General features: G+C 43.6%; 10 protein-coding genes and 1 tRNA gene. 6 read left to right on the top strand and 5 right to left on the bottom strand.

From position 1 onward, the window contains the following. Window positions 1–1,350: an exodeoxyribonuclease VII large subunit gene (xseA, locus tag J8M00_RS15535; RefSeq protein WP_211011436.1), complete on the bottom strand. Its 1,350-nt coding sequence runs from the start codon at window positions 1,348–1,350 to the stop codon at window positions 1–3. A 133-nt stretch (window positions 1,351–1,483) separates the two neighbouring features. Between xseA and guaB the strand changes: the two genes are divergently transcribed. From guaB to rimI, 5 genes are all read left to right on the top strand, one after another. Beyond that, window positions 1,484–2,953, top strand: coding sequence for an IMP dehydrogenase (gene guaB, locus J8M00_RS15530; protein ID WP_211011472.1), 1,470 nt, complete (start codon window positions 1,484–1,486; stop codon window positions 2,951–2,953). A gap of 126 nt (window positions 2,954–3,079) precedes the next feature. Next, entirely contained in the window at window positions 3,080–4,654 is a 1,575-nt protein-coding gene (gene guaA, locus J8M00_RS15525; protein WP_023400782.1) for a glutamine-hydrolyzing GMP synthase, read from the top strand. Window positions 4,655–4,800: 146 nt separating this feature from the next. Beyond that, window positions 4,801–4,877 (top strand) — tRNA-Trp (locus J8M00_RS15520). A gap of 71 nt (window positions 4,878–4,948) precedes the next feature. After that, window positions 4,949–5,236 carry a hypothetical protein gene (locus tag J8M00_RS15515; RefSeq protein WP_211011435.1) on the top strand — a complete coding sequence of 96 codons (288 nt, stop codon included), beginning with the start codon at window positions 4,949–4,951 and terminating at the stop codon, window positions 5,234–5,236. Continuing rightward, on the top strand, window positions 5,220–5,666 hold the full coding sequence (rimI, locus tag J8M00_RS15510; protein ID WP_211011434.1) for a ribosomal protein S18-alanine N-acetyltransferase: 447 nt from the start codon (window positions 5,220–5,222) through the stop codon (window positions 5,664–5,666). Before J8M00_RS15515 ends, rimI begins: the two co-directional genes overlap by 17 nt. 19 nt (window positions 5,667–5,685) lie before the next feature. Here the strand turns inward: rimI and J8M00_RS15505 are convergent, their stop codons facing one another. From J8M00_RS15505 to efpL, 3 genes are all read right to left on the bottom strand, one after another. Further along, the gene (locus tag J8M00_RS15505; protein ID WP_211011433.1) at window positions 5,686–8,364 is read right to left on the bottom strand and encodes a hybrid sensor histidine kinase/response regulator; all 2,679 of its coding nucleotides are present in this window, start codon (window positions 8,362–8,364) and stop codon (window positions 5,686–5,688) included. A 229-nt stretch (window positions 8,365–8,593) separates the two neighbouring features. Then, a complete protein-coding gene (locus J8M00_RS15500) occupies window positions 8,594–11,311 on the bottom strand; it encodes a basic secretory protein-like protein (protein WP_211011432.1) in 2,718 nt (905 codons plus the stop codon). Window positions 11,312–11,496: 185 nt separating this feature from the next. Then, window positions 11,497–12,069: an elongation factor P-like protein EfpL gene (efpL, locus tag J8M00_RS15495; RefSeq protein WP_211011431.1), complete on the bottom strand. Its 573-nt coding sequence runs from the start codon at window positions 12,067–12,069 to the stop codon at window positions 11,497–11,499. A 175-nt stretch (window positions 12,070–12,244) separates the two neighbouring features. On the opposite strand from efpL, the gene J8M00_RS15490 reads away from it, so the two are divergent. Beyond that, window positions 12,245–12,814: a DUF6151 family protein gene (locus tag J8M00_RS15490; RefSeq protein WP_211011430.1), complete on the top strand. Its 570-nt coding sequence runs from the start codon at window positions 12,245–12,247 to the stop codon at window positions 12,812–12,814. Here the strand turns inward: J8M00_RS15490 and J8M00_RS15485 are convergent. Beyond that, complete coding sequence (locus J8M00_RS15485; protein ID WP_211011429.1) at window positions 12,811–14,139, bottom strand: hypothetical protein; 1,329 nt, start codon at window positions 14,137–14,139, stop codon at window positions 12,811–12,813. The genes J8M00_RS15490 and J8M00_RS15485 overlap by 4 nt on opposite strands. Window positions 14,140–14,189: the final 50 nt, after the last annotated feature.

Raw genomic sequence — 14,189 nt, 5'->3', positions numbered from 1 at the left:
TTAGCCCTCTTTTTTGACAACACGGGATACCTGTGTGAGTAGTTGCCCATCAGCCAGTTGTGTTACCAGTGAGTCACCTTGTTGTACGTCAGCTACAGAAGCAAGTACGTTGCCATCTTTCTGTGTAATGCTATAACCGCGAGAGAGCACTGCGAGCGGACTAACGCTATCTAGTCTTGCTGAGAGTAACGCTAGACGATTTTGTTTATCGCGCAGCTGGTGGTGCAAAGTGTTATGTAATCTCGATTCGAGCTTTTCGAGCTTGGATTTGGCTTCGTTGAGGCGCTTTTCTGGGTGGAACTTTAGCAGAGTATGGCTCAGAACATTCACTTTATGGTGATGTTTTTGTTGTTGATATTGCAATGCACGGGTCAAACGCTGCTGAAGTTCATCAACGCGTTGTCCTTGCTGCATCAATTGATTTTGTGGATGTTGCAAACTCAAACGTTGCTGAAGGCGCATAATATTTTGTTGCTCATCAAAGATTTTTCTTTGTAACGCATTGATAAGGCGTTGCTTTCTATCAGCAATATAACTTAGAAGCTCGCTGCTATCTGGGCTCACTAGCTCGGCAGCTGCGGATGGGGTTGGCGCGCGCAAATCTGCAACGTAATCACTGATAGTGGTATCAATTTCGTGTCCAACTGCACTGATAGTCGGCAATGAGCATGCAAAAATGGCTCGTGCAACCACTTCTTCGTTAAAGCTCCAAAGATCTTCTAATGAGCCTCCACCGCGCCCGATAATCAGTACATCAACTTCGTTACGCTTATCTGCCAATGCGATTCTTTCAGCAATTTGTGCGGCGGCTTCTTGGCCTTGTACTAGGGTTGGATAAATGATGACTTCTAATTGTGGGGCTCGGCGCTTCAGAACGGATAAGATATCTTTGATAGCGGCACCTGTAGCAGATGTGATAACGCCAATACGATTGATCTGCTGTGGCAGTTGCTTTTTATGAAAACTATTGAATAAGCCTTCCGCAGCAAGCTGCATTTGCAGTGCCTCGAACTTTTGCTTGAGCAGACCCTCACCTGCTGGGGCCATGTGCTCGACAATTAATTGATAGTCCCCACGAGGTTCGTAAACAGACACACGAGCTTTGACTTGTACTTGTGCCCCGTTTTCGGGGCGATACTTGCAATAACGATTGTTGCCACGCCACATAGCTGCTTTGATCTGTGCCTTTTCATCTTTTAAGGAAAAATACCAATGTCCAGAGGCGGGGGCGACAAAGTTTGAAATTTCACCAGTCAATTCAAGAGAAGCAAAGCCTTGTTCTAATAAACTGCGTATTTCACGATTAAGGCGCGAAACTGTATAAACTTTGTTGTTTTGTGGCAATGACATACCTAGCTCCATAAAAAATTCACAGACACTTTAGCACATTTTTTGCTAAATTTTGTTTACTCGCATAAGGAACGCTGATAAAATGCGCACGCAATTCCTTATACTCAGAATTCACTTGAGAGAAGCCGCACACATGCTAAGAATTGCAAAAGAAGCCCTAACTTTTGACGACGTACTTTTAGTACCCGCTCATTCAACTGTTCTACCGCACACAGCGAGTTTGAAAACTCGTCTGACACGCGATATCGAGCTTAATCTGCCACTTGTTTCTGCGTCAATGGACACAGTAACTGAAGCACGCTTAGCGATTGCCCTAGCGCAAGAAGGCGGCATTGGCTTTATTCACAAAAACATGACCATCGAAGAGCAAGCTGACAATGTTCGTAAAGTAAAAACTTACGAAGCCGGTATTGTTACTTTCCCTGTGACGGTTACAGCAGATAAAACGATTGCTGAAACGATCGCACTTGCTGATGAAAAAGGTTTTTCAGGTTTCCCTGTAGTTGGTGCTGATAACCAACTAGAAGGTATTGTGACTAGCCGCGATATGCGTTTTGAAACTCAACTAGATAAGCCTGTTTCTTCAGTTATGACAAAAAAAGCTGATCTAGTTACTGTAAAAGAAGGCGCAGGCCGTGAAGAAATTCTTGGTCTAATGCATGAGCACCGTATCGAAAAAATCTTAGTCGTTGATGATGCATTTGCACTGAAAGGCATGATCACAGTAAAAGATTATCAAAAAGCGCAAGAAAAACCGAATGCATGTAAAGACGCACAAGGTCGTTTACGTGTAGGCGCCGCTGTGGGTGTTGGTGCTGGTACTGATGAGCGTATTGCAGCATTGGTTGAAGCGGGCGTGGATATCTTATTGATTGACACGTCTCATGGTCACTCTCAAGGTGTAATTGACCGCGTTAAAGAAACACGCGCAGCTTACCCTGAGTTACAAATTGTTGCGGGTAACGTTGCAACAGGCGCTGGTGCACTGGCACTTGCTGACGCAGGTGCTAATGCAGTTAAAGTTGGTATTGGCCCAGGTTCAATTTGTACAACACGTATTGTTACTGGCTGTGGTGTACCACAAATCACTGCAATATCAGATGCAGTTGAAGCACTTAAAGACCGCAATATTCCAGTTATTGCCGACGGTGGTATTCGTTTTTCGGGTGACATTGTTAAAGCACTTGTTGCCGGTGCGGCTTGTGTCATGGTTGGTTCAATGCTTGCAGGTACTGAAGAGTCGCCGGGTGAAGTTGAACTGTATCAAGGCCGTTACTACAAGTCATACCGTGGCATGGGATCACTCGGTGCGATGAACCAGAAAGATGGTTCTTCAGATCGTTACTTCCAGAAGAGCAATCAAGCTGACAAGTTAGTACCTGAAGGTATTGAAGGTCGTGTCGCATACAAGGGGCCAATTGCTGCCATTATTCACCAACAAATTGGTGGGATCCGTAGTGCAATGGGCTTAACTGGTTGTGCGACGATTGCTGAGCTTAACGTTAAACCTGAGTTTGTACGTGTTACTTCAGCAGGTATGGGTGAGTCTCACGTGCATGATGTACAGATCACCAAAGAAGCGCCTAACTATCGCTTAGGTTAAGCCGGCCAACGAGTGTTGAGCCCGCAAAATTGTCAGGGCTAGCAGCAGCTAGCCCTTTTTAATTCTGGTAAAGCAGGTTAGCTGTGCTTTACTAATTTTATCGTTTCCTAACTAACGAGATTATCAATGAGCAAAGACATCCATGATTCCCGTATTTTGATCTTAGACTTCGGTTCTCAATACACGCAGTTAATTGCACGTCGTGTACGTGAGATTGGCGTTTACTGTGAACTTTGGGCTTGGGATGTAACGGAAGAGCAGATCCGTGAATTCAACCCTCAGGGCATCATCCTGTCTGGTGGTCCAGAGTCGACAACAGAAGAAAACAGCCCGCGCGCCCCAGAATATGTATTCGAAGCGGGTGTACCTGTACTTGGTGTTTGTTACGGTATGCAAACAATGGCAATGCAGCTTGGCGGTAAAGTACATAGCTCTGATAAGAAAGAGTTTGGTTACGCGAAAGTTGAAAAAGTCGGTAACTGTGCACTATTCGAAGCGATTGAAGATCATATCGAAGATGGCGTTGGTCAGCTTGACGTATGGATGAGCCACGGCGATAAAGTTATTGAAATTCCAGAAACGTTTGTAACAAGTGCAAAAACTGACACGTGTCCACACGCGGCAATGTCTTGGGAAGAAAAGCGATTCTACGGCGTACAGTTCCACCCAGAAGTAACGCATACACAGCAAGGTACACGTTTGTTAGAGCGTTTTGCAATTGATATCTGTGGTTGTGAAAAGCTATGGACGCCGTCGCAGATCATTGAAGATGCGGTAGAGCGTATCAAAGAAAAAGTAGGTGATGACGAAGTTATTTTAGGTCTATCTGGTGGTGTTGACTCATCAGTAGTGGCAATGCTTATCCACCGTGCAATTGGCAAGAAGCTAACATGTGTATTTGTTGATAACGGTTTACTTCGTTTAAACGAAGGTCAGCAAGTAATGGAAATGTTTGGTGATAAGTTCGGCCTGAATATCATCAAAGTGGATGCTGAAGAGCAGTTCCTAAATGACCTAGCAGGTCTTTCTGATCCTGAAGATAAGCGCAAAGCAATTGGTCATACTTTCATTGACGTATTCGACGCTGAATCTAAAAAGTTAAAAAATGCTAAATGGTTGGCGCAAGGCACAATTTACCCAGATGTAATCGAGTCAGCAGCGTCTAAAACAGGTAAGGCGCACGTGATCAAGTCGCACCACAATGTAGGTGGTCTGCCTGACGATATGGAAATGGGTCTAGTAGAACCACTTCGCGAGCTGTTTAAAGATGAAGTACGTAAGATTGGCCTAGAGCTTGGCTTACCTTACGACATGTTATACCGTCACCCATTCCCGGGTCCTGGTTTAGGTGTGCGTGTACTCGGTGAAATCAAGAAAGAATACTGTGATTTACTTCGTCGTGCAGATGCTATCTTCATTGAAGAGTTACACAAAGCTGAGCTATACCACAAAGTATCTCAAGCATTCACAGTATTCCTTCCGGTCAAATCTGTAGGCGTAATGGGTGATGCTCGTAAATACGATTGGGTAGTATCACTTCGTTGTGTAGAAACAATTGACTTTATGACAGCGCGTTGGTCACAGCTGCCTTATGACTTCCTAGGCCATGTTTCAAACCGCATCATCAACGAAATCGATGGTATTTCTCGCGTTGTTTATGATATTTCAGGTAAACCACCTGCAACTATCGAGTGGGAATAATTTAAATTAGCGCTCGCTAATTGAATGAAAAAAAGGCGAATATGGTAAATATTCGCCTTTTTGTTTATAAATGACGCAAACAAACAAAAAAATGCATTTTTCCTCTTTACCTTTTCTAAAAGCTCTTTATAATGCGTCGACATTGCAGGGGCGTAGTTCCAATTGGTAGAACAGCGGTCTCCAAAACCGATGGTTGCGGGTTCGAGTCCTGCCGCCCCTGCCACTTCTTACTTTACCCACTTAATTGATTCTTTTAATACTTCCATTTAGACTCAATAAAAAAGTATTTTTACCATGCACCCGATACATGCTCAATTACTTGGTTTAACACCACTCAAACTTAAAGCGCAATATGACACACTCACAGCGTCAAATGATGCCAACAGTGTTTCTGTTCCTTTGGTATTGCCTGTGCGTTTGGCGGAAGATGTCGCGCTTGCGTTGAACTGTGAGAATTTAGAGGTGATCTTTGGGGAATCAATTGCACTGCACGGTACAACACTCACTCTACCGAATGAACACCTAACCGCGACGCAAAAACAACAATTATGGCAAGTGATATATCATGCAGTATCTACGTAGCGAGGCGTTAGCCAAATTTCCAATAGCAGATATCATGCGGATTGAAAATGCGTGTCACAGCCACCCGTGGAGCGAAAAAACCCTGACCTCTTGTATCGGCGGACGATATTTTAATGCATGCCGAGATTCAGAGCTGGGGTTGGTCGGTTACTTTATTGCAGAGCGAGCAGGGCCAGACTATACCTTGATGAATATTTGTGTTGATCCAAAGCATCAGGGGCAGGGGATAGCGACAGAGCTTATGCAAGCGTTAATTCAGCAATGTCGCGATGAGCAAGCTGAAAACTTATTTCTAGAAGTACGAGCATCTAACCAAGCAGCCATTGCACTTTATAAAAAAGTAGGCCTGAACATTATGGGAACGCGAAAAAACTACTACCCTGCTGAGTTGGGAAGAGAAGATGCGGTTTTAATGGGCTTAGAATTTTAAAAGTAATATCGTAGGCCTTTTATTTTACGGCTTGTAGTTGCACGTCTTCGTTTTCTAATGTGTATCGGATCGCCTGCGTAAGCTGTAGCGTTGTGTATTGCCACTGTGCTTTGTTATTCTCTTGTAGGCTGCTTTCAAGCTCTCCAGCGGCACTGTGAATATTACTAAACCCAAAACAGCCCGCGCTGCCTTTAAGGCTATGAGCGAGCGCACGAAGCGATTCCCACTCTTGATTCTGATAAAGAGATTCAACCAGCTCTAGCTGCTCGGGCAATTTTTCTAAATAATTTTGGCTGATCTGTAGGAACTTTTCGCTTTTGAGTAAATTATTCCATTTAGACGCGTTGTCGTTTGCCAGCTCGAGAAACTCCAGTAACACCGCCCCAAGCTTTTCCCTGTCGATTGGTTTTCCGAGTGTAGCGTTACACCCAGCGGCAAGGTAGGTGTCTATGTCATGCTTCATAATGTTGGCAGTCAAGGCAACAATAGGGCCGTCATAGGCTGCGTGTCTGAGCATCTCAGTGGCTTCCAATCCACCCATAACGGGCATTTGCATGTCCATCAAGATTAAGTCGTAATCGTTGATCAATGACATCTCCACGGCTTGAGCGCCATTATTAGCGATGTCTGGAACCAGACCCCAAGAACTTAATAGTAAGGAGATCAACTCTTGGTTATCCTTGTTATCCTCGGCTAACAAAATAGTTGCTTCTAACTGGGTTTCAGCGAGTTTTTGTGAGTTGCTGGTTTGATTGTGAATATATGAGTCACAGTCAATCCATTGAATTTCTTGGCTTGCGTGATTAGCAGAGATGGTGATTGTAAACGTACTGCCATTGCCTTGTTCACTGTTTACTTGGACATCTCCACCTAACAATTGCGCAAGATTTTTGGAAATACATAGTCCTAGTCCCGTGCCTCCAAAACGTCTAGTGGTGGTGGTATCGGCCTGTTCAAAAGGCTTAAACACACGCTCCATCTCACTTTGAGACATACCAATACCCGTATCTTTGACAACAAATACAAACTGGTCACTTTGGGTATGAAAATCAATCCCAATAGAGATAAAGCCGTGTTCAGTAAACTTGACGGCATTGCTGGCAATATTGAGTAAGATTTGTTTAAGACGGGTTTCATCGCTGTTGAGGACTTTGGGCAGTGGAAATGCGTAGTCAAGCGTTAACTCTAATTGCTTTTCTTCGGCAAGGGGCTGAATAATCGACTCAATGTCTTTTAGCAGCGGCAAAAACTCAATTTCGTTTTGCTCAACGGCGAGTTTTTCAGCTTCGATTTTGGATAAATCGAGAATATTATTAATTAACTCTAATAGGTGCTTAGAGTTTCTCAAAATGGTGTCTAAGTGCAGATCTGCATTTTTTGCATTTGGGTTGTGCAATAGCTGTTCTGTGAACCCCATAATCGCGGTTAAAGGCGTACGTATCTCATGACTCATATTGGCTAAAAATCGGCTTTTGAGCTGGTTTGCTTGCTCAGCTTCTTTTATTGCAACCTCAAGCTGTTGATTCATTTCTTCCAAAGCGCGTGTTCTGTTCTCTACTTTTTCTTCAAGGTGGAGTTTGTAATCTTCTAATTCACCTTGGAAGTCTCTGATTTGTTTAACCATGTGATTGAAGTCATCGAATAATGTGCCAACTTCATCATCATCATGGGCAGGTAGATACACAGATAAATCGCCATCACCAACTCGGTGACTGGCTTCGCCAAGCAGTTCTATAGGGGTGAGTAAGAGATTACGCACCACAATGAAGATGAGCACAGGTAGTGTTACTACAGAGAGGATCACAATGAGTGCAGTGATAAGGCTAATAGCTTTGCCCGATTGATAAAGAATGCTCTTAGGTATTGTCGATATATAGTAATACCCACCACTTAACTGCGCACTGTAGGTCATGCGCTTCAGTCCATCTACGGAAGGTAAAACAATAGAGTCGAGCTTACCTCTGTCAGCTAATGAGCTTATTTGTGCCATTTCCTCATCGCTTAAATAACTAGAAGAAAATTGCCCATCTGAAGAGAAAAGTACTTCACCTTGTGCAGATACCAGCAGGTTCAATGTGTTGTCGTAGGGGGCTTCTAATATGCTACTGCTGATAATAGAAGGGGCTACTCGAACTATGATATAGCCTTGGCGCTGAGGCCTTTTGAGGTGAAAATTTACACTGTAAATTTGTTGCACAAAATAGAGCTGAGTACCGTCATCTTTCGCTGGCAGCATATATTGTTGTTGGCGCAAGTTGCTTTTAAGCACTTGGTCAAAAAAAGGATAATCGTCAGGTGCAAAGCTCAGATTGCTCGAATAGAAGGCGTGGCTATTGCCTTCTGCATCAACTAAGTTAATGCTGAGAATATCTGGATAGGCTTCACTGTAGCTTGCAAATACATCCATCAACGCACCTAGGCGTTTCGTTTTTACTTGCTTTTCGTCTGGGGGAGTCAGTAAAAAGTCACTTAGTACAGGCGAGGTGGACAGCAGTTTGGTCGTTGACTGATAGATTTCCATGTAGTTGAACATTTTCTGCTGCTGTTGCTCGACAAAGCGGCTGACAATGAGCTTTGCTTGCTTTTGCGTTGAGCTAGTTACATTGGTCAGTGTAAAGCCACCGAGAAATAACAAAGGCAAAATCACAAGCGGTGTGATGTACCAAAGTAACCTGATACTGAGCTTACTGGTTTTCATCTATCCTGATATCCATATATACCTGTTACAGTCCGTCAAACTATCCATTCATTGTGCAAATAAGGATCATATGATGGCTAGCGTAATTTCTCAAGTTTTTACGCCGTGTCGCGTATAGTCAAAGCTGAAAAGTTTAGCGTCGGAGTAGGGGGGGTCGATGGCTAATGAGGAAGGGGGGTTACATACAGAGAGGACAAGGTACACGAGCACCTTGTCCTAGATATGCCATCTATTTAGCACTAAACAGTTCGATTTCAGATAGTTGTAATAAATCGTTACCATTTGCATCGGTGGCGGTATGCGTTAGCTCAATGCGAAATTGAGAGTATGCAGTATCGTTTTCAATGCGGAAGGTTTTTGTTTGATTACGTGACTCAAACTGTTGTGATTGACGAGAATCCAGTGTGTGCCATTGAACGCCGTCATTGGAACCTGACACAGTCCACTGCGCCGGATCTCGTTCCGGAGCGTCATTGCCACTGGTGATACTGTATGCCTTTAAAGTGCGTGGCTGTGTTGTGTTGAATTGTAACCAACCTTGTTTGGTTAGCGCGACATACTTGTTGCTGCGATCACCGTCAAAGGCACTTTGGTAGCCCTCTCCCCATTGACTAAACCCTTCGTGTTCAGCACTGGCTTCCCCACCGAGTAAAACAAAGTTTTCAAGTGTGACTGGTAACGTGGCGGTTGTTTTATCGGCTAACAAATCGATCTCTGCGATTTGAAATAAGGACTGGCCATTACTTTGGCTACCACTGTTAGTGAAGTTAAATTTAAAATGCTTGAAACTTTGAGTTGGCTCAACGCTAAACTCCCGAGTTTCCAATCTCTGTTCAAATACCTGATGTGCTTGCGTGTCTATTTGGTGCCAATTAGTACCATCAGGGGACCCGTATAAAGTCCAACTACTAGGGTCTCTGCTAGGTTGATTTTCGCCAACGGTTAAGCGATACGCCTCCAGCTGCCCAGCACCAAAAGTAGAAAAGGTGATTTCTGAATGTGCGTTTAAAGTGAGGTATTTAGTATAGCGATCGCCATCGAAGGCGTTCGTAACGTCATAGATAGGGTCAGCAGGCACTGCGGTAGCGCTTGCCTCACCGCCCAAAGTTATCAAACTTAGTTGCTCATCAGGAATGGCTGGTGCTTCGGGAGCAGCGCCTAAAGTCGCTTGATATTTTTGCCATAAAATATTGATATCTTGATTTAAAATGCGCTTGATCGCCTCTTCAAGAGTCCATTCCCAACCTTCTTTTTGGCTAGCCAGTACCATTTGGTTTATTTTGTAGGTGAAGTCATCGTCGTAGTTATCTTGTATCCAAGATAAAAAGAAACCTGTATTGGTATAGCCACCGAGCCAGTTTTTCGAAGGTGAAGGGCTACGTGTCGCATGAAAGCCTGCTCGGATCCTCACCAGATCAGCGATGCCCTCAATGATGGCATGTGCTTCATTGCCATCAGCCATTGCCCCTGTTGGGAAGTGTTGGTAGCCATGTACAAGCTCGTGCCAAAAAACCCCGAGCAACTCGTAGATCACTTCCTCATCGCTGGCATTGGCCAGTGACTCTGTGATGTATTTTGTACTGAATGCGATTTCCATATTACGGCCAGAGCCTGCCCGATAAGCTAAGGTGTCCATCCACTTCAAGCTAAATGTGACTGAATCAAATTCAGGTGACTCACCATAGTGTTTATATAAATATTGATTGACCTGTAGCGTTACGTCATTGATGGTTTTTTCCAAATCAGGAAAGAGTCTATGAATGCGCTTATATCCTTCGCTTTGAGTATCTTCGTGAGCAAATTTTATTTCTGGATAATCGAATCCTTGCCAAGGGTTTGCTGGGTCGACGACCTTCACCTGTTGAGTCACTAGTTCACTTTGACCATGCCAGTTGTATGTCGTCAGTTCAATATTTTTGACGCCTGGAGTCTTGAATGAGACAAGCGGGTTTTTTGCTAAACTAGCAGCGGGGATACCCTGTTCAAATTGCCATTCAAAACTATTTGGTTGATTGAGGCTAGCATCTTGAAACTCAATGATTTCACCAACAAATACGGTATTGGAGTCACTTGTTATTCCGGCAATTGGCAATTGTGTATTTGTAAACAAGTCTAGTTCGGCAATTTGCAAAAGGTCGTAGCCCCAGTCATCGGTGCCTTTATGTGTTAACTCAAAACGGTAATGTTGGTATGGCTGCTCTTCGGACAATTGATAGGTTTTTTGCTCGAAGCGTTTGCTGAATACTTGCTCGTTACGCTGATCTATTGTCTGCCAGTTTTCACCGTCGTTGGAACCTTTTAGCGTCCAGTTGTGAGGATCTCGACCTGGTGCGTCATTTGCAGAGGTAAACTGATATTGGGTAAGGCTTTGTGGCTGCGCTAGCGATACTTGTATCCAGCCTTGTGGTTTGAGCGTCACGTATTTGGTACGAGGGTCGCCATCAAATGCATTGTTTAGGGATTCACCGGCTGGTGATTCTGCTTTTTGCTCATTCAGAATAATATTGTGGCCAATTAAACTCATTTGTGAAATTGGATCGTTCTTTTTGTCGTGCGCTATTTTCTCCCATACTTGGCTTGCACCCGGTACTTCGTTTAATGTCCACCACTTAGCCTTGAAAATCTCTCCCTTGTACGCAACCACTTGTCCCTTTGTATAAACTTGTGCGTGCAACCAAGGGTTAGATACCTCACCTTCGCCATTCATGAATTGCACAAACTGCCAAGCGCCCGATGTATTGGTTGCTGGTAAATCTCCTTCTGACCACCATTTAGCCTGGTATACGGCGCCTTGGTAGGTAACTCGCTGGCCTTTTTTATAACTTATTTTATCTTGCCACTCATTGAGTTCAGTTTGTTGAGTGTGTTGATGTGTATGTCCTGAATGTGCGTGTATTGACGTTGATTGAATAGCAAGTGCTAGAGCACACAGTGCAAATCTTCTCATGACTAACTCCCATTATCTTGATTGTTTTTATTTGGAACGTTCCATTTATTATTGGCACAAAATTGCAGCAATTCAAAGTATTATTTTAACTTCTAAACTTTAGCTAAGAACTTAGTAACAGGAGAGGTCTAAGAGGTAGTAAAAAAGCCGGGTTATCCGGCTTTTAGTATTGTGTTCAAGCGGTATTAGCTTTCCGCACGACCCATGAATTTAACTTCAGTGGTATTAATTTTGATTTTATCACCTGTAGAGATGTGCTCCGGAACTTGTACAATTAGCCCCGTGGTCAGTGTGGCTGGTTTAGTACGTGCACTGGCTGAAGCACCCTTGATAGAGGGGGATGTTTCTTCAATCACAAGTTCTACACTTGACGGTAAATCAATTGATACCGGGCTGCCTTCAACGACAACCACAGATAGGCCTTTAGTATCTTCGTTAATGAACAATACCTGCTCGGAAATAGCTTCTTTATTTAGGTGATAAGGTGTGTAGTCCTCTTCATCCATAAATACATACTCTTCGCCATCTACGTATGAAAACATTGCAGGGCGGCGAGTTAGATCTGCTAGTTTTAGCATTTCTTCAGCTTTAAATGTTTCATCTACTTTGCCGTTGTTTACGACATCGTACATACGCATGCGGTAAAGGCTACCACCTGCACGACCTTGCGGTACCGAACGTTCTATATCGCGCACAATCATAACTCGACCATTGTATTCAATCGCCGCATGTTTTTTTATTTCACTGGCCTTTGGCATAGTAATTCCCAAATTTATTTTGTTTTGCAGAAAACTAGCATGAAGCTCCGCCAACGCCAAGCCCCGTAGGTATTTTATTGTGTTTTAAAGGGGTGATAGGATAAGAGAGAACGGCATGATATTTATCTTATTGTGGCTATTGTGAATAAGGGAACTGTACTGTATGGGTAAATGTATGAATTTTAGGTGTCGCTGCTCCAAAGTGCGTGGCACCATATCTTATGGAAGTCGGCTATTTCACAATCGTGTGGTTTGTTATTGTGATGATTGCCAGAAATTTGTAAGGCACCTTGGTCAAAATCAAATGCTCAATGAGTATGGCGGTTCAGACGTTTTTCAAGTCAGTTCATCACAACTTGAGGTGCACCAAGGAAAACAGCAAATAGCTTGCCTTACGGTGACAAAAGGCGGTGTTCACCGCTGGTTTGCTGCATGTTGCAATACACCGTTGGGAAATACCGTGAATGCACGTTGGCCTTTAGTAGGACTGTTGAAAGGTTGTATTGAAGAGGATCTAAACGAGACCGTTGGGCCACCTATTGGCAGCGTTTTCTGTAAGTTTGCCAATGCTGAAATACCTGCCGAAATTAAGGGTCAGTGGTCCCATAAGCGTGTCGTTGTGCATTTAGCATTAAAAATAGCGCTCTGGCGTTTACTTGGCAAAGGCAAGCCCAGCGAATTTTATCAACAAGGCAAGCCGATCGCACAACCTTATTGCTTAGCTGGCGATGAAAAACAACGCTAAAGCGCATACAGTGATGCCATTTCGTAGTAGGTTAAACCGAATTGTTTTTTGAACCAGCTGTTTACAAATTCATGCTGTGGAGAAATTTTGCCACAGCGCAGAATGTATTCACCATAGTGCGCACCGATCAAGCCATTGCAATGAGTTTCGACCCAGATACGATCTAGTTGTGACTTAAAATCTTGCTGTAGTGCATCTAGTTGTGTATCTAACTTAGAGTCAACATCTAAAAAAATTGCTTTCACAGGTTTGATTTTGAGTTGTGGAAAATCCGCTTGGTGGCTTTGTGTATAGTGGGTTTGACTTTCATCCACTCGAAACTCTATAGGTTGAGCTGCAATGATACCCTCGTATTTTGCGTCGACACTAAATTGCTCGGTAAATTCGGTGACAGGGTAGTTGTAGGCTTTTTTTACTTCGACATCGAGTTTGTCCGAGGGGTCGTTTGGATTGCGACGCTCTTCAACAATGGTAAAGTGCTTCTGACGGTTGACCAGCTTAGCGTCTCTAATGTGCTCTAATCTGGCATCAAATTTGAGCCTAAAAGTCTGTTGACCAACTGGGCTATACCACAAGCTTTCTCTGAATATTTGCTTTAGTTCAGAAGAGGCAGTCTGTAACGAATTCGCCTGTCGACTGGTACGATGCAAGTTTACTTTGAATCGCGGTGTCAGTGTAATGCTCGAATAGCGGCTTGGATCTTGGGTCATCGGAGTAAAGCTTTGTGGCAGATCCCATGCCATACAGTATTTTTCAGTAAATTGGCGTAAATAAAAACGCGCGTTATTTGCCTGTGTGAACATGCGAGTACACAGGGCATGTGCCTTGTTTTGCAATGGTGCACGATATATCGCAAATTGGTTATGCAGTTGCGCGTTGCCGATTAAAAACGAATAGCGATGTTCAAAAAAGCGGAACTGATCTGGAAATCGAGACTGGCCCAATTGTTCGGCGCGCTGCTTCAACCATAATGTAGCATATTCAATTTCTTCGTTTTGTGTATTAGCGATGGGCCCAAGAGGCTCTATTTGCCATTCAATTTGGTTACGCAATAGTGATTCTAATTTCATTGCCGCGCCAGTCGGATTACCCCCTAAACGCAGCATTCGAACGTCAATCAAACCTTTATCTAATATTTTATTGCGGGCCTGTAGGAGTCCTTTTTGCGCATCAATATTGTGCGGATCTTCAACCAGTGCTTGCTCATAATATTCAGCTGATTGTGAATACATCCCCGCTTCAAATAAGTTATGCCCTTTTTCGACAAGGCTTTTACAACCACACAGTGCCACCGTCAGCACAGACAACACGAATATTTTTCTCATTTTATTATCATCCTTTTAATATCAATGAGCTGACTTAAAGACATGGCTGC

The sequence above is a fragment of the Pseudoalteromonas luteoviolacea genome, from assembly GCF_018100925.1.
Lineage (GTDB): Bacteria > Pseudomonadota > Gammaproteobacteria > Enterobacterales > Alteromonadaceae > Pseudoalteromonas > Pseudoalteromonas obscura.
This window is presented reverse-complemented; position numbering and strand designations above follow the sequence as displayed.